The organism is Streptomyces sp. NPDC001219, assembly GCF_053597915.1.
Map to the genome: position 1 here is coordinate 1 of NZ_JBSFJF010000095.1, position 21,238 is coordinate 21,238.

Annotated in this window: 14 protein-coding genes; 5 read left to right on the top strand and 9 right to left on the bottom strand. The window is 67.8% G+C overall.

The window, feature by feature from the left end; genetic code table 11:
* Positions 1 to 263 precede the first annotated feature (263 nt).
* The 6 genes from ACWC9R_RS33885 to ACWC9R_RS33910 form a co-directional block, all read right to left on the bottom strand.
* Positions 264 to 626 (bottom strand): STAS domain-containing protein, encoded by a 363-nt coding sequence (locus ACWC9R_RS33885; protein WP_450737357.1) that lies wholly within the window; start codon positions 624 to 626, stop codon positions 264 to 266.
* Positions 623 to 1,708: a cobalamin B12-binding domain-containing protein gene (locus ACWC9R_RS33890; RefSeq protein ID WP_450737358.1), complete on the bottom strand. Its 1,086-nt coding sequence runs from the start codon at positions 1,706 to 1,708 to the stop codon at positions 623 to 625. The genes ACWC9R_RS33885 and ACWC9R_RS33890 overlap by 4 nt, the downstream gene beginning before the upstream one ends.
* 133 nt (positions 1,709 to 1,841) lie before the next feature.
* Positions 1,842 to 3,449, bottom strand: coding sequence for a PP2C family protein-serine/threonine phosphatase (locus ACWC9R_RS33895; protein ID WP_450737374.1), 1,608 nt, complete (start codon positions 3,447 to 3,449; stop codon positions 1,842 to 1,844).
* Between the two features lie 304 nt (positions 3,450 to 3,753).
* Entirely contained in the window at positions 3,754 to 4,125 is a 372-nt protein-coding gene (locus tag ACWC9R_RS33900; RefSeq protein WP_362607316.1) for an ATP-binding protein, read from the bottom strand.
* A gap of 299 nt (positions 4,126 to 4,424) precedes the next feature.
* The gene (locus ACWC9R_RS33905; protein ID WP_450737360.1) at positions 4,425 to 4,817 is read right to left on the bottom strand and encodes an ATP-binding protein; all 393 of its coding nucleotides are present in this window, start codon (positions 4,815 to 4,817) and stop codon (positions 4,425 to 4,427) included.
* 383 nt (positions 4,818 to 5,200) lie between these two features.
* Positions 5,201 to 5,554 carry a PRC-barrel domain containing protein gene (locus ACWC9R_RS33910; protein WP_362607319.1) on the bottom strand — a complete coding sequence of 118 codons (354 nt, stop codon included), beginning with the start codon at positions 5,552 to 5,554 and terminating at the stop codon, positions 5,201 to 5,203.
* A gap of 500 nt (positions 5,555 to 6,054) precedes the next feature.
* On the opposite strand from ACWC9R_RS33910, the gene ACWC9R_RS33915 reads away from it, so the two are divergent.
* Entirely contained in the window at positions 6,055 to 6,480 is a 426-nt protein-coding gene (locus ACWC9R_RS33915) for a DUF6003 family protein (RefSeq protein ID WP_450737362.1), read from the top strand.
* A gap of 402 nt (positions 6,481 to 6,882) precedes the next feature.
* Complete coding sequence (locus ACWC9R_RS33920; protein WP_450737364.1) at positions 6,883 to 8,328, top strand: glyceraldehyde-3-phosphate dehydrogenase; 1,446 nt, start codon at positions 6,883 to 6,885, stop codon at positions 8,326 to 8,328.
* Positions 8,329 to 8,735: 407 nt separating this feature from the next.
* Here the strand turns inward: ACWC9R_RS33920 and ACWC9R_RS33925 are convergent, their stop codons facing one another.
* From ACWC9R_RS33925 to ACWC9R_RS33935, 3 genes are all read right to left on the bottom strand, one after another.
* The gene (locus ACWC9R_RS33925; RefSeq protein WP_450737366.1) at positions 8,736 to 10,904 is read right to left on the bottom strand and encodes an AIPR family protein; all 2,169 of its coding nucleotides are present in this window, start codon (positions 10,902 to 10,904) and stop codon (positions 8,736 to 8,738) included.
* A gap of 309 nt (positions 10,905 to 11,213) precedes the next feature.
* A complete protein-coding gene (locus tag ACWC9R_RS33930) occupies positions 11,214 to 11,927 on the bottom strand; it encodes a hypothetical protein (protein WP_450737367.1) in 714 nt (237 codons plus the stop codon).
* 44 nt (positions 11,928 to 11,971) lie between these two features.
* Positions 11,972 to 13,348, bottom strand: coding sequence for an AAA family ATPase (locus ACWC9R_RS33935; protein ID WP_450737368.1), 1,377 nt, complete (start codon positions 13,346 to 13,348; stop codon positions 11,972 to 11,974).
* Positions 13,349 to 13,525: 177 nt separating this feature from the next.
* Here ACWC9R_RS33935 and ACWC9R_RS33940 point away from each other — a divergent pair, with 177 nt between their 5' ends.
* Genes ACWC9R_RS33940 through ACWC9R_RS33950 form a run of 3 tightly spaced genes read left to right on the top strand, consistent with a single transcriptional unit; the run spans position 13,526 to position 19,501 of the window.
* The gene (locus ACWC9R_RS33940) at positions 13,526 to 16,432 is read left to right on the top strand and encodes a DEAD/DEAH box helicase family protein (RefSeq protein ID WP_450737370.1); all 2,907 of its coding nucleotides are present in this window, start codon (positions 13,526 to 13,528) and stop codon (positions 16,430 to 16,432) included.
* 4 nt (positions 16,433 to 16,436) lie between these two features.
* On the top strand, positions 16,437 to 17,927 hold the full coding sequence (locus tag ACWC9R_RS33945) for a restriction endonuclease subunit S (protein ID WP_450737376.1): 1,491 nt from the start codon (positions 16,437 to 16,439) through the stop codon (positions 17,925 to 17,927).
* The gene (locus ACWC9R_RS33950) at positions 17,924 to 19,501 is read left to right on the top strand and encodes an N-6 DNA methylase (RefSeq protein WP_450737372.1); all 1,578 of its coding nucleotides are present in this window, start codon (positions 17,924 to 17,926) and stop codon (positions 19,499 to 19,501) included. The genes ACWC9R_RS33945 and ACWC9R_RS33950 overlap by 4 nt, the downstream gene beginning before the upstream one ends.
* Positions 19,502 to 21,238 lie beyond the last annotated feature (1,737 nt).

Below are 21,238 nucleotides of genomic sequence, written 5' to 3' on the forward strand. Positions count from 1 at the left end.
CCGGTCCGGAAGCAACGGCTCGATCCGCGCCCACTGCGCATCTGTTAACGGCACACCCAGACCAACGACCAGCTGATCCAAACGAAACTGCCTAGTTCGCCGTAATGCCATAACCGACCGCGCCCACGTGCTCTCCCCTCGCCCGGCCGGTCCGGGAAGCACCGGTGCCCAGGCGTATGCCCCGGTCGAGCACGTTCATGAGCCGACGGTCCACGAGCCGACGCGCTCCGGAGCGCGGAGGGCCGTCCCGTGGTGGAGCCGCGTCAGCCCGTGGTGGAGCCGCTCCGACCGGGCGGGGCGGTGAGGGGGCCGAGGGTGCCGGTGACCGTCAGGAGGCGGTCCAGGGCGGGCGGACGGTCGTCGAGATGGAGGTGGATATCGGCGGCGCTGGTACGGCGGTGGAGGGCCAGCAGGACGGAGAGCCCCATCGGGTCGCAGGCCCGCACCCGCGCGCAGTTGAGGTGAAGGTCGCGGAGACCGGGCTGCGCGGCGATCTGCCGGAAGGCGAGGGCGAGCAGCTCGTCCGCGGTGGTGCGGTCGAGGTCCCCGGCGGGGTGGAGGTGGGCGGTGTGCTCGTCCGGGGTGCTGACGGTGGTGGAGCAGTCGTCGGCCGGGTGAGTGGTCATGCGGAGAATCCGGGGTCGGGGCCGGTGCCGAGAGTGCGGCGGGCATGGCTGAGGATGCGCCGGGCGCGGGGGAAGTCGTTGAGCTGTGCGGAGAGCGCGTCCAGCGTCGGGTACAGGGAGTGTGCGGGCACCCCACGGGCCGTGAGGATCGCCCCGGTCCAGGTCAGAAAGCCGCTGAACAGTTCGTCGTCATCCGTGTAGAGCGCGGTGGCGAGGAACTCGGTGAGGTGCGCGAGGTCTTCCGCGGTGTGCTGCCGCTGCCGGTCGGAGTAGTCGCGCAGCGCGGGAAAACGCTCCTCCAGCTGCGCCAGGGTCTCCCTGACCAGCTGTGGGGCGGTGCGTGCCACCAGGGAGTACTCCTGGTCGGACAGGTGCGGCAGATCGTCGACGGGCTGGTGCCCGAGCGCGGGGTACCGGGTTTCCGGCAGGCCCCGGGAGAGGAAGTCGGCGGCGGTACGGGCGTCCGGCGCCCAGGCGTCGGCGCCGAGGAGCCGGGCGTAGCGGCCGTCGGAACCGAACGCGGCGCCGCCGACCAGGACGGGGACGCCCGCCGCCTGGCAGGCGGTGATCGCCGCATGCGCGGTGGGAAGCCGGGTGGCGATCGAGCTGGACAGTGCGACGGCCCGCGGTCCAGTCTGGTGCAGATGGGCGATCAGATGGGGCGCGGGCACCTGCGCGCCGAGGAAGTCCACCTGCCAGCCGCGCAGTCGCAGCACCTCGGAGAGGAGGCGGGCGGGCAGCGCATGCCATTCACCGTCGACACAGGCCACCGTGAGGCGTCCGCGCCCGGCCGCCGGGGCGGACGGCCGGTGGTGCGCGAGAGCCGCGATGACCCGGTCGTTGATGGCCGTGGCGGCATGTTCCTGAGCCACCGTCATCCGGTTCGCCGCCCAGTGCTCGCCGACCCGGTGCTGGACGGGGGCGATCATGTCGAGCAGGACGTCCTCGGGCGGTACACCGGCGTCCACCGCGTCACGCACCAGGCGGACGGCCGCGTACTCGTCCACGGCCGAGACCGCGTCCCACAGGTGCTCGACGTGAGCGGCCAGGTTTTCCGTCATCGAGGCGGGCGACGTGGTCATGGCGCACACCTGCCCGGCCGCCGTCCGCCCAGGGACGCGGAACCGGCGCGGCGTCGAGCGCGGCTGGACAGGCCCGCGTCCGCCGCCTCGCGCCGGCCGACGGTGGCCGGCGCCCCCGTGGAAGCACTGTTTCTCATGCCGTGTACCTGCCCGGGGTGTGGCCATCCACCGCGCCGAGGTGCGCGTGTGGGGGCGCGGTGATGGCGACCACCGCCATGTCGTCGTGCCGGCCGGTGCCCACCCACTGGGCGGCCAGCATCCGGACGCGCTCCACGACCGCGTCGGCCGGCAGGCCCGCACACTCGCTCAGCGCGGACCGCAGACGTTCCTCGCCGAACAGCTCGTCGCCCATCGGCCCGCCCACCGCTTCGGTGATCCCGTCGGTGTACAGCAGACACGACTCACCGGGGGCGAGAGCGAGCGAGGCCGTCGTGGAGGTCACCTCCGGCAGCGCGCCGACGAGGGACCCGCGGGTGTCGGCCTCCTCCACCCGGCCGTCGGCGCGGACGACCAGTGGCGCGGGATGTCCGGCGCTGGTCACCCGCAGCCGGACGGTGCCGCCCCGCCGCGCCACCGAGGCGAGCACCAGGGTGGCGAAGCGGGTGTGTTCGGAGTCGAGCAGCGCGCCGTTGAGCAGGCGCAGCACCCGCTGATGATCGGTGGCCAGCGGCAGCAGGGCGTGCAGGGTGTTACGGATCTTGCCGGTCTGTACCGCGGCCTCCAGCCCCTTGCCGCACACGTCCCCGAGGACGACGAGCGACTCCTCGTCGGGCCCGGCCCCCGCGTGCACGTCGTAGAAGTCGCCCCCCACGCGGTCGGAGTCGTTCGAGGCGCGGTAACCGCCGGCCAACCCCACGCCGCTCACCTGCTCCAGCCGGGGTGGCAGCAGCTCCCGCATCAGCGTGCGGGTGATGGCCGCCTGTTCCGCGTAGAGCCGCGCGGCGGACATGGCCGCTCCGGCGCGGGCGGCGAACAGCCGGGCGAAGGTCTCCTCGCTCTCGCTGAACGCGGCGTGGTCGGAACGCCTCAGGAGGATCAGTGCCCCGGCCGCCACACCGTGCCCGGGGAGCGGGGTGACCGCCACCGAGCCGATATCGCCGAGCGCGGACGGCCGCACCCAGTCCGGCACGGCTGCCGGATCTATCCAGCGCGAGGGAACGGGGGGAAATCCCTGGAGGGCTTCGGCCAGTCCCGGTACGGAGGCGGGGTCGGCGACGACCTTGTCGCGCACCACCTGCCGGTCCGGGCCGCAGAAGCTCATCGCCAGCCGCCGCCCGGAGGGCGGGGTGACCACGACGGCGGCGTCCGCCAGATACTGCGTGGCGAGTCGGGCCGTGACCTCCAGGCACCGGTCGACATTCAGGGAGGCGAGAAGTTCCGTCGACGCCTGGGCGAGAAACGCGGTGCGCTCACGCTCCGCGCGCAGGGCGTCCTCCGCCGCCCGGCGGGCGGTGTCATCGACCAGCCACCACACCACGTCGCCGTTCTCCGCGCGGCTCGGCCGGGCTTCGAAGCTCCGGTCCCCGAGGGAGCCCCGCGCCGGCTCGTCGCCCTCGGGGCACAGGGGGTCGGTGAAGCGCCGATGCGCGTCGGCGAGCCAGCGGGCCACGGCCTCGCCGTAGGGTGCGCCCGCCCTGAGGTCCGGGAACAACGGCGCGGCGACGTCGCTGACCGCGCGCACCGCACCGGACGGGCCGATGACGAGTACGGGGTGGGGTACGGACCGCCAGGAGCGCCACACGGCACCGGCATCGAAGCCGGCCGGGGGCGCGGGCGCCGCGGGTTCGAGCGCAGCGGATGCGGTGGCAGCGGGCGCGGGTGCGGCCGACGCGGGTGCGGCCGACGCCTCGGAACTCGTCACCACGCGAGGCTCACCCCGTACACCCCATCACCTCACCGAACCGGCAGAGACCATTCCCCTTCGGTAACCCTCCCGCACGGACACCACGGATGGCAATCGTCGCCCGGGGCATCGAAGGCCCCGGGGCAACTTCCCGGCTCCCCTCGCCGGCCGGTGCACGGAGTCCGGGGCCGGGCCGACGGGTTCACAGGGGCAAGGTCACACGAATCGTCTTGCCGGTCACGGTCGCGGTGATGTCGACGGTGCGGGCCAGCCGTTGTATCAGGGGCCAGCCGTAACCCCGTGTGGCGCCGGAATCGCCGCTGGGGTCCACCGGAGGAACCGCGACGGGGTGGTGGGTGCTGCCGTCCTCGACCGCCACTTCCAGGTACCCCTCGACGACGTGCGCGGTGAAGCCGGTGAGCCCGCCCGCGTGCCGTTGGGCATTGGTGACCAGCTCCGTGGTCACCAGGAGGGCGTCGACAAGGGCCAGATCATCGACCGGACTGCCGATCCTGTGCAGCAGGTCGTGCACGAAGTTGCGCGCCTCGGCCGCTCTTACAGGTACTCCCTGCATCACACCATTTCACCTCAATGCCCCGGACCGCCGGCGTGACGCTGCATCCCTCGCCCACCCTCCGGGCGGGCACGGCCGGCCGGGGCACTTCCTTCTCGCACGGCAGGACCGCAATACTCTCAGGCCCCCGCGCGGACGTCACAGCGGGCGAACCCTCCACCGGGGAGACCGAGCACACGCCCCCAGGGCGGCATCGGCATGGACCGCACCACGACCACACGAGTTGCCACACGAGTCGCCTTACGAGGGGATGACACGCCCCGTCCGTCCCACCACGGAATGCCCCACCGACGGCACCTTCACCCGGCCGCGCCGTCGAACCTGAGAGGGACGGTGACGGTAATGGCCTTGCCGTCGACAGCGGGAACGATCACGACACAGGACGTGAGTTTCTGAATCATCGGCCACCCATATCCACCGACCCCGTATTTCTCGGGTCCGATGGCCGTGGCGGGATGACGGGGGCTGCGGTCTGCGACGGTGACTTCCAGAAGACCGGACGCGATGCGGGCGGAGAAATCGGCGAGTCCCCCGCCGTGGCGCTGGGCATTGGTGACCAATTCCGAGGTGACCAGCAGCGCGTCGATCATGGAGAGTTCATCGACCCGCGGGCGGTGCATGTTCAGCAACTCCTGCACCCGGTCCCGCGCCTCCGCCGCCCTGTTCACCGGGGTCTGCTGCGTGCCCGTCACACCTCTCACCTCACGCCCGATCGACCACAACGCCCTGGAGCTCACCCGCCGCCCCCTGCGAGGGCCACGCAAAAGGCTACTTCGGCGAGAAGGTTCTCTGACGGCTTCCCCGGACCACGAAGTTCACTCCGCACTCTCCATGATTCCGCGCCGTGCCCCGGCCCGTCCCCCGCCCTGCCCACCCATGGCACGCAGGCCGGAAGGCCGCACCATGGCTCCGGTGAAAGACGTCACAGGAAGGACATCACGGGGGCGGGGGGGGGGAGGGCGCCACGGAGGCGAAGCCGCAGCGCGCACCGGCTGCGCGCGGCGTCCGGCGGCGATGGCAGTGGGGCGAGCCAGGACCGCCCCCCTGCGAGGGGCTCCCCACCACACAACACCCGTCACACCAGAGGAAATCCCCCGAAATACACCCCGACCTGATGCAGGTAATCCGCACTGCTCTCATGTCCGGGACGCTCGAACTCGGGCGCGCCCTTGATCTCGTCCCTGGTGCGCCCCACGTAGATCCTCTGCTCCTGCTGGTCGATGCCGGTCACGACGCCGGCCGGCAACACGACACGCCGCCCGAGAATCCAGGGGCCGGTATCTACGACGAGGTGCGCGGAATCCACCTCGTCAGAATGCTTGTCCACCTTGCCGATGCTCCCGTCGACAGCTTCGACGGTGTATCCGACGAGGACCGTACCCGCCCGGTATCCGGAATCAGGAAGATATCCCCAGACATTGGCACTCATACAACATCCCTTCAAAGCGAACACAAAAGCAGGCCGGCTCCGCCTCACCGCTGTTCCCGCCCAACGGGAGCCGGTCACGAAACCCTCCACTTCGCCAACCCGCCCGACAGTGCTCTGCTGCCCCGGCGCAGATCTCCAAAACAGCGACCACCACACAGCCCAACCCGCCCCGCCACCTTTGCCGCACGGGCACGGCCCCCACCCCCGACCACCATTCGGCAAGCAATGCCACGCCAGGAGGTCGGAAATACCCCCGCCGCTCCCGCCTCCCCCTCAGGAATTCACCGGCCCCAGCGAACAGGAAGCCGGCCCCGCATCCCACGCCAATGGCGGACCGGACTCCACACCACCGCCCCCCCTGGCGACCGGGCTCACCTGGACTCCCGTAGGACACCCGCGCGCGAAGCACCCCGTGTCCCCCGCGAAGCAGAGCTCGGGACACGGGGGAGCCGCTAGGATCGGGCCCCCTGTCGATGACGACGCGAGAGCGACCCTCGATCGTGGCTGATGACGCCTTCATCCTGTTTCTCCCCGGCATGCGCGCCCATGTAGGAGCGCCTCTGGCCGCGGTGGGCAGCCTCGACTGCCTGGAAACCCCCGCGGTACAGGGCTGGTTGCACGCCCACGACACGACCCTCAAGTCGGACCAGGTACGCATCCTGCCGCCCGAAGCGAGCGCCGCGATCCCCGAGGAGGCCGAGTACCTCCCCGTTCCTCTCAGCACGGAGGAGACCGAAGCGGTCCGCCGCGCCTGCGCCACCGACGTCACCGCCGGCATCGAGGCACAGCTGCTGGACTTCCGCCACACCGCAGAAGACCGCGACCGCCTCGTCCGCCAGGCCCTGGCCACCGGACTCCCCCCACACCGCATCGCCGAACTCACCGGCCTCGACCCACAGGTCGTAGGAGAACTGGCCGGACACTAGGCGAACCGCCCTCACAAGGACGGCCGGCCACTCCCGGGCGCGGTGGACTGGCCGGCGGACCGGCACCCCCGCGCACCGCACCTCCGCCCCCAAGCTCTCCGCCGACGCCCCGCTCCCCATCACACCGCTCGGCCGGGCGCCCGCACCTGCCTCCAGCCAGAGGGAGCCGTGGACAGGCAAGGCGCAGCACAGCCGCCCCGCCCCATGTCACGAGAATCACACCGAGGCGACCAATCCCCCAGATCGGCACAAACTCGACCCCTACACCCCAGGTCACAGCCCTACTGGTGCCGAAGTCGCCCGGCGCCCGGTCGCGGGGCCCCACCCCAGCCGGGACCGTTTGAATGATTAAAGTGGCGGGGCGCTAGCATATGAGCACCGCCTAGCTCGAAAGATAAGCCTGTGACTGTCAATGACGACTCGTTCACCAACTGGAAAACCCGCGAGGAGATCGCGGAGTCGATGATCCCGATCATCGGGAAGCTGCACCGGGAGCGGGACGTCACGGTCCTGCTTCACAGCCGCTCCCTGGTGAACAAGTCGGTGGTCAGCATCCTCAAGACCCACCGTTTCGCCCGGCAGATCGCCGGAACGGAGCTCTCGGTCACCGAGACGATGCCGTTCCTCCAGGCTCTGACCTCGCTCGATCTCGGCCCGTCCCAGATCGACATCGCGCTGCTCGCCGAGACGTACCGGACCGACGACCGCGGCCTGTCGGTGGAGGAGTTCACCGCCGAGGCCGTCGCCGGCGCCACGGGTGACAACAAGATCGAACGCCGTGAGCCGCGCGACGTCGTGCTCTACGGCTTCGGCCGCATCGGCCGCCTCGTCGCCCGTCTGCTCATCGAGAAGGCCGGCTCCGGCAACGGCCTGCGGCTGCGCGCCATCGTCGTTCGCGGCGGCGGCGACCAGGACATCGTCAAGCGCGCCTCGCTGCTGCGCCGCGACTCGATCCACGGCCAGTTCCAGGGCACGATCACCGTTGACGAGGCGAACAGCAAGATCATCGCCAATGGCAACGAGATCAAGATGATCTACTCCGACGACCCCACGTCGGTGGACTACACGTCGTACGGCATCAACAACGCCATCCTCATCGACAACACGGGCAAGTGGCGCGACCGCGCCGGCCTGTCGAAGCACCTCCAGCCGGGCATCTCCAAGGTCGTCCTGACCGCCCCGGGCAAGGGCGACGTCCCCAACGTCGTGCACGGCGTCAACCACGACATGATCAAGCCGGACGAGCAGATCCTGTCCTGCGCGTCCTGCACCACCAACGCGATCGTGCCGCCGCTGAAGGCGATGGCGGACGAGTACGGCGTCCTGCGCGGCCACGTGGAGACCATCCACTCGTTCACCAACGATCAGAACCTGCTGGACAACTACCACAACTCCGACCGTCGCGGTCGTTCGGCGCCGCTCAACATGGTCATCACGGAGACCGGTGCCGCCTCCGCCGTCGCCAAGGCGCTGCCCGACCTCGACGCCACGATCACCGGCAGCTCGATCCGCGTCCCCGTGCCGGACGTCTCGATCGCGATCCTGAGCCTCCAGCTCGGCCGCGAGACCACCCGCCAGGAGGTCCTCGACTACCTCCGCGACGTGTCGCTGACCTCGCCGCTCAAGCGCCAGATCGACTTCACCACGGCCCCCGACGCGGTCTCCAGCGACTTCATCGGCTCGCGCCACGCCTCGATCGTCGACGCCGGCCCCACCAAGGTCGAGGGCGACAACGCCATCCTCTACCTCTGGTACGACAACGAGTTCGGCTACTCCTGCCAGGTCATCCGCGTCGTCCAGCACGTCTCCGGCGTCGAGTACCCGACCTACCCGGCTCCGGCGGGCTGATCTCAGGGGCGTTTTGACGTCGCCCCGGTTGGCGGGGCGACGCTGGAGTGGAACGACGGCGGGCGGAAACCGATCCCGGTCGACGTCCCGCCTGCACGCGACGCGCACGCGCGACAGGCCCTTTCGCTGTATGACGGCGATGGGGCCCTTCGCCTATCGGCACCGAACTGCACCTTCCAGTTCCGGCCGATCGGGGCATCCCGTGCCATTTCCTCGTCCGTCGCCTTAGTCGTGCTTCGCCTCGGTCACGTTCGATGGCGCCTCAGCCGTCTGTACGCCTTCGACCTCGCCGACGCCCCTGCCGGCCGTACGTCACGACGTCTGTCGGCCACTGCGTCATGCACCTTGGGGCGCACCAATGCGGTTCCGAGGGGGCGGACTGCGCGGCCACGCCCCCACAGATTTCGTCAGTCGCGTGCGGCCAGTTCGTCCTCGTCGGGTTCTTCGAGATCACCAAGGATCCTCCAGGCCAGATCAGCGAGAGTTTCTCCGGTGGCGGTCACCCATCGGGCGGTGCCCTGGTTGGCCACGGGTCGCTTTTCCCATCCGGCCAGTTCCCACATCCGGGTGATCAGGCCGGATGGCGCATACTGTTTGCCATCGGCAGCCCAGAGAATCGGCTTAGTGCGGTGCCTGGTCCAGGTGGCCCGGCCACGCTTCTCGTCCTCAGTCAGCCAGCTCTTGAGGGCCTCGGCCTCCAGCGGATAGGCCGTGGAGAGGGTGAGCGGAGCACCCTCCTCAAGTCCACCCTGATCGATGAGGACATGCACGGCATTGGGGCGTCGGGGTTTGCGCTTCGCCGGCACACGAAGATACTTGTCCGGCTTGGGCCGGCCTCCTGGAGTGGTGACGGCGTCGAGCACTCGGGCAACCACTTCCCTGCAGCGAACGACATCTGCGCAAACAGCCTGGATGCGCGAGCGGTCGGTGTAGAGCTCGTCTATCGCCGCAACGACTACGGGCAACAGTTCCTCGACCAGCGCCGGAACTCGCTCGACCGCTGCGGACGCCCATTCCTGCTTGGGGTCCGGCTCGTCAATGGCCTCGGTGTCCAGCCGCCGGAAGACGAGGTGGGAGATCAGGTACGTGCCGTGCTCGGTGAGAGCAGCACCGCGTCCTTCGTAGCGCAAGCGAAGCCGGTGCAAACTACGGCGCACAGCTCGCAGGACCTGCACCGCGTTCCACAGCAGATAGACGCCCGGCTGTGGCCGGAACAACGCGTCGTAGATGCCCTGCACACCCCGTTCCCACAGGACATCCAGAGTGGCGGCGATGCGCGCCGCGTACTGGCAGTCGCGATGGGCACAGGCAAGCGCGCACGCTGCTTCGACCACGGAGCACCCAGTGTCCTCGGGCGGGTCCAGCTCACTGCGGCGAACGCTGTACTCCAGCCCCAGCTCCGCTCGCATCTCCTCAAGAATGGCGGCCTGGACAGGGTCGAGGGCGATGAAGTCGCGAGGCTCCACACGATTCTGCCGATTGGTGGCCTGAGTGGTTCTTTTCGCGAAGTCCGCTTCCTTACCAGTCACAATGACGCGTACGGGGACCTGCGCAGTCGCCGCGGATTCGTCATCAGCAACCGCCTCGGCAACGGACCGGACAGTCTGGGCTCCGTTGACAACGCTGGCATTGCGCAGTTTCAGGGTGAGCGGGAAGGTATGGGGCGTCCGGATGGACTGGTGGACCTTCTCCACGGATTCGCACAGCACAGTGACGCCATTGTTGAAGTACCAGAACAAGGCCGGTTCCCCGGTAAGCGTGCCGATCAACTCGTTGTTGATCGACGTCCTACCAAGGGGATTGCGAATGTTCAAGTTGAACAAGTTCGACCCGTGGTCGGCCCATTCGGCCACCTGCTCAGCCGTTACGACTCCCTGGTAGGAGTCGTAAGGCGAGTTGATTGCGAACCAGGGAAACAGCGTAGCGTCCAGGTCGACCGACTTGGGCGCCAAGTCGTTACGCACCGAGGCCCACACCTCAGGGGCAAGGATAATACGGTGGTCGAGGACCTCGCCGTATCGGTTGAACTCCTTCTCGCCGTCGATCAGCGCATGCCGGAAGCCTTCAAGTACGTCGTCAGCACGCATGAGTACGACAACCTGGGTGATGGTCACGGGCCCCTTGGACATCAAGGTCTTGGCCTGTTCGGCCAGCCGACGGCCCCGCGGGTTGAAGGCCGCGAACTCCTCATCGTCGATGAGCCTGAGACCGGCCAGCAACTCGAGAACGGCCTCGCGTTCACTCTTGGCCCTGCCGTACTGACTCCACTTCGCCTGAACCAAGTAGACGTGCGGATCGGGGCCGTCCACGACGGCGATGGCGTCGATGCCCTGGTCTGCCACACCGTCGATGACGGTGTCTGCCGCCTCCTTGGGGCTGAAACCAGTGACCATGCGTACGGCCTGAGCCGTCAACGCCCGTGAAAGCAGGCGTGGTTCTCGCTCCTGCTGCGGCTTCCCGTCCAGGTCACTGTCGTGAAGGATGCCTGTATCCACATAAACGGTCCGCAGCGCTCTCTCGACCTGCCGCACCTGGAGGATGACATCCTCGCCGCCCCCGGCCTTTTTGGTTCCCATGTTTCGCCCCTCCCTGGCAGGCCCCGGCGGATTTCCTGGGCCGAGTCACCTCGGGTGATTCTTCCATGTGACGACTAGTCATTGAGCCCGAGTCCTCAGATCGAGGCGGATCAGTACCATCAACGTTCTCGCCCGTGACCAGCCCAGCAGCGGGCCAAACCAGCGTCACACATTCCGGCGACTGGCAGGCCGCTTGAGGCGCCCACAGCCACGCCGAACCGGCGATGTCAAGAACGTAGTCACCGGATGCTTCGCGCACGCGAGCCACCGTCAAGCACGGGAGCAGAGGGACTCGTCGGCACCTGTCCCTCATCTCGGGGAGGGCAGCGCCAACTCCGTCTTCAACTGCGAGTCCCGCAACAGTGGCAGGAGATATCGGTACTCGCGGAAGTACGCCTCTGCGTCGTCCGCTTCCGCTTCCCTCAACAACGCCTGCACCACATCAGCATAGGGGTGCTCCCGGACTCCTTGGACGATGCCGGTGCGCCACCGTTCGTCGCCGGCCGCCACCGCGTGAGTCCAGCCGAACAGGAGAGTACCGATACGGTCCAGCGCGTCCTTGCGGGACTCGGGGAGCTGCCGCTCATTCAGCTTCAGGGCGTCAATCGTCTTCTGTCCCCGTTCCGTGAGTCCGACGTAGGCACAGATCGGCAGCACGAGTCTCAGGTGACGGAAAGGGTCCTCACGGGTGGGATCGATGAGGGCTGGCTGCCCCAGCCTGTCAAGAGGGAACTTGGCTCCCTTGACCCCGCTGTTGCATTCCGAGCAGACCAAGAGGTAGTTGAACCAGCAGAAGGTACGCAACGGTCTGCGACTCTTCGGCTCGTAGTGCTCCACGTCCGTGGCCTTGTGGTTTCCGCAGTACATGCAGCCGTCGATGCCCGGGGCCATCTCCGAGAGGACCGCACGTGCAGGAGCCCTGATCTCCCGGCGTACCGTCTTGTTGCGCCAGAGCTGAGCTGCTTCCTCCTTACGTTTTTTCTCTTCAGGCACCTTCGCGACATCCGCCGTGCGCTCGGCCATGTGCCGCTCGAGGGCCTCGGGGAGCGGCAGTCTACGAATGGGGATCACGGATGGCCGCCCCAGGTGCGCGCCATCCGTGCCATCACCTCATCGGCCCGCGCCACGGGCGAGCTCGACAACTCGTCCCGGATCTCCGCATAGCGACGGCGCTGGACATCGTCCGCCCTGCCGGTCACCATCAGCATTTCCAGGTCCATAAGCTCCTGGCGCTTCTTCTGTGCCTCGTCTGAATACGGGGAGTCCAGGCCGAACAGGTCGGAGAGCGCCGCGTCGTCCCCCGTCCCGTGCACGATCCGCCCATACAGGTCATTGCCCACCACTCGTGGCGGCTCCTGTTCCCCGACCCCCGGCATTCGGATCAACCCGCCCGGGTCCGCGGCCTGGCAGATGTACGGGCTGTGGGTGGTGACGAGGAACTGGATCGCCGGGAAGTGCGCTGTGAGCCACTGTCCAATGCGCTGCTGCCAGGACATGTGGAGATGCGCATCGACCTCGTCGACGAGCACCACACCCGGGTGTGGCAATACCACTGTGCCACCGGCCCGTTCCTCGAAGGCGAGGCCCCCGTATGCTGCGTGCATCTGCCGGACAATGTCCAGGACCAGGGCGACCACGGTCCGCTGCCCGTCACTCATCCGCCGCAGCTCGATCTGGGCGCCCTCAGGGCCGGTGTCCTCCTGCCTCCGGAGCCACATCCCTTCCGAGTCCACGTCTTCAATGCGGTAGCCATCCGGCAGCAGCCCGTCGTTGAGCAGCCGGAGCACCCCGGCCTTGAGGTCACCGATACCGGGGCGCTCCTCCAAGGAGCGGAGATGGAGCGAGAGCAGCCAGTCGAAGGCTTCGGTGAGGGCTGACTGCTCTTCGAAGAGCGTACGGAGCGAGGCGTCCCGGTCGAGCTGCTGCGGGGCACGCTCGTAGAGACCCGTGCCGGTGAGACGCCGGAAGGGACCGTACGCGGCGCAGAACCAGCCGGGTGGCGGTACGGAGGACCAGAGGGCCGCGGTGATCGGCCGGGGGGCCGTGAAGACCACCTCGGTGGGCGGCTCGAAGCCCGCCATATCCTCGCCGAGCAGTTCGGCGCCCTGCTCAGGGCGCCAGTCGAGCCGGGCCACCAGCGCCCCGCTTCCACCTGGGGCCATCGTGTCGACAGTCGGATCAGCGAGGACAACGGCCTCCGCCATGCCGGTGGACGCTTCGTACGACAGGTATTCCTCCAACTCCGGCTCCAGCCGGTGCGCCCGGCGGCCACCGGTCAGCATGAGCGCGAGAGCGCGCAGCAGGGTGGTCTTCCCCGACCCGTTGCGTCCGGCGATCACCGTCCAGCCGGCGTACCCGCCGCCCGGCCGGACGAAGTCGAGGTCGCAGGCGCGTGGCCCGTGGAAGCCACGCACCCCGTCCATCCTGAGCCCCGCTACGTACACCGGCCTGTCCTTCCCTCAGCGTCACTGTGCGTATGCCAGCTGTGATGTGGCCCACTGTACGGACCACATGTGACAGCGGCAGTCCCGGGCTTGATCCTTACGTATGCTCCCAGGCCCCGTGCATCGGCTGCTGTAATCGGTGTACGGGCAACGGACCGGGCAGAACAGGGGAGGGCCATGAGCAGCACCGCACCGGAATGGGCCAGGACAGCGGAGTCGGCACTGGCCGTCTCGGGCTGGCGGGTGTACGGGCCCGGCGAGCGCGAGCTCGGTGTCGCCCACGAGGCTGTACGCTCTCCGATCTCGCCCACCCTGGTCCTCTTCACGCTGTACGTGCATCGTCGGCTGTGCGGGATTGTCGCCGCCGGGCCCGCTCGGGGCAACGAGCAGGACCTGCTCGACGCCGCGGCTGAGCAGGCCGCCCAGATCCCAGGCCGCCATGCCGACCGTGCCTGGCGGAACGCACTGCCCCTGCCCTTTCACTATGCGGTGGACGGCTCGCGCTGGTTCTTCCGCAATCTGCTCGACGCCGAGCTCCTCGACGGAACCCTGCCCGCCGACGCCCCCGAGCGCAGCGCCCGCAGCCGCCGGATCTTCGCGCCGCACCGGCCCGAGACAGTGGAGCGCTGGATCCGGGATGCGGAGCGGTACACCGAGGCCCCCACGCTGCGCGCTCGCATGCGTGCGCTTCCCAGCCGACCGCTCCTACGTCGGCGCAAGCGGGACCTGCCCGGACTGCGGCCTGCGCAGTACCGCGCCGTCCAGGGCTTGGAACAGTCCTTCGCCCGGGGCGACCAGAGAGCACTGATTCAAATGGCAACCGGCGCGGGGAAGACCTACGCGGCGGTGGAGTCCACGTACCGGCTGCTGCAGTATGCCGGCGCCCGCCGGGTTCTCTTCCTGGTCGACCGCCACAACCTCGGTGCGCAGGCTCGCGACGAGTACCGCGGCTACGCCCCGCTCGGCTCGAAGAAAACTCTCCACGAGCAGCTGCCACTGCGCCACTTCACCCAGGGCGATGTAGCGGAGTCCGACCGGATCGTGATCTCCACGATCCAGCGTCTGTGGTGCAAACTCTCCGGTATCCCGATGCCTGACCCGGAGGACGAGGAGTTCGAGACCCAGCGGGCGGCGAAACTCGCGGGCAAGTTCGCCCAGGTCGGTTACCGCGAGGAGCTGCCCCCCGACTTCTTCGACGTGATCGTCGTCGACGAGTGTCATCGCTCGATCTACGGCCGCTGGCGGCCGGTCCTGGAGTACTTCGACGCTCACATCGTGGGCCTGACCGCGACACCGGTCCAGGAAACCTTCGGCTTCTTCCGCAACCTTGTTGCCCAGTACACTCAGCAGGAAGCGGTCGCGGACAGCGTCAACGTCGATTATGACGTCTACAAGATCACCACCAGGATCTCCCAGGGCGGCGCGACCATCCCCGAAACCCTCGACACCAGGCGCCCTGACGGCACATTGGAACGGATCAACTCGGTCATCTCCAAAATCCACAAGGAGACGCGTGCCGAGCACTGGCACACCATGGCCGAGGACGACCCTTACGCACCCGCTGAGATCAACCACCGTGTACGGTCCGCCGACCAGATCCGCACCATCGTCGAGACCTTTCGGGACAAGCTGTTCACCGAGATCTTCCCTCCGGTCGCCGACCGCGACACCGGCGAGATCCGCCCCCGTGAGACCGTCCCGAAGACTTTGGTCTTCGCTCAGAACGAACTGCACGCCGATGCGATCGTCACGGCCGTGCGTGAGGCATTCGCGGCCGGTGACGAGTTCTGCCGGAAGATCACCAGCAAGGCTACCCGCCCAAAGAAGGCCCTGAGCGACTTCCGCACCAAGCGCACCCCGCGCGTGGCAGTCACCGTGGACATGATCGCCACCGGCACAGACGTGCCCGCCCTAGAATGCCTGGTCTTCATGCGAGACATCCAGAGCTGGTCCTACTTCGAGCAGATGAAGGGCCGAGGCGCACGTACCATCGAGGACCGCAAGCTGCGCAAGGTCACCCGGGACGCCGTCCACAAAGACCGATTCGTGATCGTCGACGCGGTGGGTGTCACCGAGCACCCCAAGACGGACTCCCGCCCCCTGGTCCGCGATGACGAGGCTCCCGTACCGAGCCTGGAGCGCCTCCTGCGGGCCTGCGGAGACCAGCGTGCTCTGCACCGGGACGACGCGGCGACCCTGGCCGGGCGGCTCAGCCGGCTCGGGCAACGGCTCGATGAGGCCGCCCTGGCGGCAATCGAGGAGCTGCTCGGCGAGGAGATGTCATACGAGGGACTGGTCGGTGGTCTGGTGCGGGCCGCGGACACCGACCATCGTGAAGAGGCGCGGGCACGCGGCGTCACGGTCCCCGACGAGGCCGACGACCTTGCCGCGGCGGTACGGCCACTGGTGGACAGCGAGGCCCTGCGTGCCGCGCTGCTCGACGCCGCCCGCGACAGCTGGCTGTACGTCGACCACATCAACCAGGATTCACTGATCGAGGCGCGCGGTCTGCAGGACGAGGAAGAAGCGCGCCAGATCGTCACAGACTGGCAAGCCTATATCGCCAAGCACGAGAATGAGATTCTGCCTCTCCGCATCGCCTTCCAGGAGCGGCTGCCCCCAAGCGAGGTGCTTGCGGCCATGCGGGATCTGGTGGTGAGTGTCCGGGCGACGCGACCTGAGTGGACCGAGGCCCGGATCTGGAAGGCGTACGTCGACCTGGGGGTAGCCCGAGGCGGTCGGCGGCGAGGCGCAGGGCTGGTAGAACTTCTCTCCGTGATGCGGTTCGAGCTAGGGCTGGATGGAGACGAGTTTCGGCCATATCGCAGTACTGTGGAGGACCGTCTGGACAGGTGGCTGGCCCGCCAGGAGACGGCGGGCGTCACCTTCGACGAACAGCAACTGAAGTGGTTGCGGATGGTCGTGGATGTGGTCGCGGCGAACGCGACGGTGAGCGTGTCGTCGCTGAACGAGGGGCCGCGGCTGCACGCGGGCGGGTTCGGTGCCTTCGTGGATGCCTTCGAGGACAGTCGGTGGCGGCCGGGTGAGCTCGTGAACGAGTTGGACAGAGAACTGGGTGCGTGAGTTAGTGAACGGCAGAGCGGTCGCGGCGGCTGAGGCGGAGGCACAGCGGCTGCCGGAAGGGTGGGCGTGGGCGACGCTAGGGGACGTGGCTGAGGTGCGGCTCGGACGTCAGCGCTCCCCCAAGCACGCCCAGGGCGACCAGATGCGTCCGTATATCCGTGCCGCGAACGTGGACTGGAACGGACTACGCCTCGACGATGTGAAGCAGATGAACTTCACGGACAACGAAGCCGATGTGTACCGACTCCGCGTCGGCGACATCATCCTCAACGAGGCGTCTGGTAGCGCAAGCGAGGTGGGCAAGCCCGCGCTGTGGGGCGGCGAAATCGAGGACTGCTGCTTCCAGAACACCCTGCTCCGGGTTCGGCTTGGTGGTGGTGAGCCACGCTACTTTCTGCGATACCTCTGGTACGTGGCAGCCGGCGGCGGCTTCGGCAATGCCACCCGTGGCGTTGGCATCCACCACCTTGGAGCGGCCAAGCTGCAAGGCTGGCCGGTGCCGGTTCCACCGCTTGCCGAGCAACACCGTATCGCCGCCGCGCTCGAAGCTCGGATGGCCCGGCTCGACTCCGTGAATCAATCCGTCGCCCAAGCCCGCCGGGACTTGTCCGTCCTGCGTAAAGCCGTTCTCCTAGGCGCTGTCCCGGACCAAAGCGAGTGGCCCTCTACCTGGCAGGCAACCACCACCGGTCAGGCAGGCACTGTCGAACTCGGCCGCGCCCGCCACCCCGACTGGCACGACGGCCCGAAGTTGCGCCCGTATCTCCGCGTCGCCAACGTCTTCGAGGACCGCATCGACACCACCGACGTGAAGTCCATGGATTTCTCGGGCGCCTTCGGCAAGTACCGTCTGGAGCCGGGCGACGTCCTGCTCAATGAGGGCCAAAGCCCGCACCTGGTGGGCCGCCCCGCGATGTACAGGGGTATCCCGGACGGTGTCGCCTTCACCAACAGCCTGCTCAGATTCCGCGCACGCCCCGGTGTCCTGCCCGGCTGGGCTCTCCTGGTCTTCCGCCGTCATCTGCACGCAGGCCGGTTCATGCGGGAAGTGCGTATCACGACGAATCTCGCGCATCTCAGCGGAGCCCGTCTCAAGAACGTCGAGTTCCCCGTTCCCCCTCTCGACGAACAGCGGAAGCTCATCCACAGGACAAAACATCGGCTAGCCACCCTCGACCGCATCGAGCGGAATCTAGACCGTGCCGCGTCCGACAACGCCGCCCTCCGTCGTGCCCTCCTCGCCCACGCCTTCGCCGGCCGCCTCGTCCCGCAGGACCCGGCGAACGACGAACCCGCCGAGGAGCTCCTCAAGCGGATCCGCATCGAGCGCGAAACCGCCGAGGCCGAGAACAAGGCCGTCCGCCGCGCGGCCCGAGCCGCGAAGAACGCGAAGAGCAAGCAGTCGGCAGCCGACTCGGCTCCTCCCCCGCCCCGGCGGGAAACCACTTTCCCGTCCGGCGAACAGACCGTCCTTCCCCTGGAGTTCAGCTCGTGAATCCGGAAGCCCGCCGGCTCGTCGACCGGCTCTGGAACTACTGCAACGTCCTGCGCGACGACGGCGTGTCCAGCCTGGAGTACCTGGAACAGCTCAGCTTTCTGGTCTTCCTCAAGATGGCTGACGAAATCGAGCAGCTGAACAAGCACATCAGCGACCCTGCCGAGCACCAGCACATCCTCCCCACCACCCCCGAGTGGCAGAAGCGCGGCTGGCACGAGCTCGTCGACGTGGACGGCGAGCTGCTGGAGAAGGCATACACCGCGCTACTCACCGACCTTGGCCACAGTGCCCCCGAGGGCCAGGAGACGACCCTAAGCCTGATCTTCAACCGGGCTCGAAACCGGATCGAGAACGCCGCCAACCTCCGTCGTCTGGTCTCCGACCTGATCAACAAGGAAAAGTGGTACGGCTCTCGCACCGATATCAAGGGCGCAGCCTACGAAGCCCTGATCGCTCGCAGCGCGGAGGACACTAAGGCCGGCGCGGGCCAGTACTTCACTCCGCGCGTACTGATCGAGTCGATCGTCCGCTGCATGCGGCCTACCCCATACGACACGATCACAGACCCGGCCTGCGGCACCGGCGGCTTCCTCCTCGCCGCCCACGCATACATCTTGAACGAGTACGCCACGGATGACATTCCTGACGAGGTCTACGAGCGTCTCCGCACCGGTGGCATCTGGGGCACTGAGATCGTGCCGTCAACCGCCCGCCTGGCCGCGATGAACATGCTGCTGCACAAACTCGGCGACCCCACCGGCAAGTCCTTGATCAAAGTCGGGGACGCGCTCGCCAAGCCGCCCTCCGAACTCGCCAGCGTTGTCCTCGCGAACCCGCCTTTCGGCCGCAAGTCATCCCTGGCGATCACCGGCGTGGGCAAGAAGGACAGTGGCGACCGCGAGGACATCGCCTACCACCGCCCCGACTTCTGGCTAGGCGAACAGACCACAACCAACAAGCAGTTCAACTTCCTTCAGCACATCGGCACCTTGCTCACCGAGCGCGGCCGGGCGGCCGTAATCCTCCCTGACAATGTCCTCTTCGAGGGCGGTAAAGACAGTGCGGGTGCCCAGATCCGCCGCGAGCTCCTCACCAACTACCATCTGCACACGATGCTTCGGCTTCCTGCCGGGATCTTCTACGCGGGCGGTGTGAAGGCGAACGTTCTCTTCTTCGACGCGGCCCCCAGCCACCGCGAAGAGTCCGACCCACCGCACACCGACCAGCTCTGGATCTACGACCTGCGCACCGGGAACCGTTTCACGCTCAAGCAGAATCCGCTCAGGCCGGAACACCTGGCCGACTTCGAGAAGCGGGCATTCTCGCCTGAGGACCCGGACCACTCACACCGCGAGGAATCCGACCGCTTCCGCGCGTACCAGACGGGTCCTCTCCTCGCCGACCCCGCCGTGAACCTGGACATCGGCCTGATCGACCCGGCTGCCTCGGATTCTGTCTCGGTCCCCGAGCTCACCGCCTCGGTCGTCGGCAATCTCCGCACGGCCCTCTCCGAGATCGAGGCATTCGCCGAGGAACTCGGCATCGACCTCACCGTGGCATCGGAGGACTGAAGTTGCACTGGTAGCACGCCGAGAAGCCGACCTGGCGACGGGAGCAGCGCCGCTACGGCAGCATGATGGGCGATTTACAGACCTGCCGACCTGCGCGCGCTGTTGTCGCGCGGCACTGCCCTCCTCACCTATACCCCGTACGCCCTGCTCCCGGTCTTGGTCAGAACCGACGGCGATCTTCTTGCCGGGTGAACAGCACACCCCGCGCCGCCACGACCGGCGGCACACTACCGTGGACGCCCTCGCCCGAGGCAACTGTTCCTCACCATCCGCGTAGTAGCACCAGACCCCGGTTACGGAAACCGGGGTCTCGTGCCACCCTTGATCAGCCGGTCGATCACCGACCACATCGCGACCTCCGTCTGGCGAAATCGCGCCCCCGCACAGCGCACTCTGCCTCTACCTGTGTCCTGCGCACACACCGCTTCATCATCACCTGCCCCTGGGGCAGACCGTCGGCTCTTTTCTGCCAGGGGAAAGGCGGCGACGAGCACACGCCCACAGAACGGGAAACGACGCGGACCAAGAAGTGGTCCTGGGTCAGCACCCCACTATGGCCATAACTGCACCCCCTCCGACTGCCTGCGCATCATGCTCAGCGGCGGCCAGACCCACCGCGCCAGTGAATGGGCCGCCTCCGAAGACCAACTCCGCGAGATCGTGAAAGAGGCAACGCTACGAGGCGAAGGAGCCAAGCACCAGCACCTCGCCGAGCAAGAAACGGCCAGGCAACGGTGACTGGACTGAGGAATCTCGATACAACAGGTCCGCACTCACCCACTACGCCGAGGCGTACCACGTAAGGCACCTCAAAGCCGAGGCGAATACACGGCACCGCGCGACCCGGCCCGCCTAGATCGACGGCCCGCGTCCACCCCGAGGACCTGCCCGACGGGACGGCCATGACCGACATCGCACCTTGCTTGTATGGGCCACGTCACGCTTGAAGCGCCTCTATCCTCTGCGCACTGGGCGCACTGCCCCGGCGCTTGGAGTCTACGAGAGCGAAGACCGACCTGACTTCGCCCAGCTCGTGGCAGCTCGTTCGGCACTCGCTTCACCCGACTCCGGCGCGCAGATCCACGAAGTGGTCGATTCCAGCCTGCGGCACCGAGTGGCAGCCGAGGAACGGAAAGCTGGCGAAGCCGCCCTCAGCAAGGGCGACATCATCCAGCCCCCGCAGGGGCCGAAGGCAAAGGAGACGCGCTTGTCGCCGCCATCGCAGACGACACACCGCTACCCATGGCTGCGCGAGAAAGGACGTGTCCTGGGCGCCACCCGCACCCACGGAATCTGATCTTCGCCCCGGACATGTGTAGCCCCACGGCAGCGAGAAGGCGCGCTGCGAACGTAGCCACCAGAGCGTACGCAAACGCCGTCCTTCACGTCTGCAGGATCAGACTGTCAATGGCCCGCTACCGTCGGCTCAGTTCATTTGCCAGCCACCACTCCGGCTCTCCGTAGCAGTGTCATGTGCAACGGAGCCGAATCCGAGCGGCGGGACGGCCGCCACCCTGCTCTTGGAGCACCTCTGTGCGCCCGGATTTCCGCATCCGCCCCGTTCCTTCCGACAGCCCCGACGGATGAACCCGTAGAGCCAGCGCAGGCTACCGGCGCATGGAAGAGGGCGTATCGAACGCTGAACGCGAAAAAGCCCCGCACCATAAGGTGCGGGGCTTCCCCACAAAGATTGTTCGGCGGCGTCCTACTCTCCCACAGGGTCCCCCCTGCAGTACC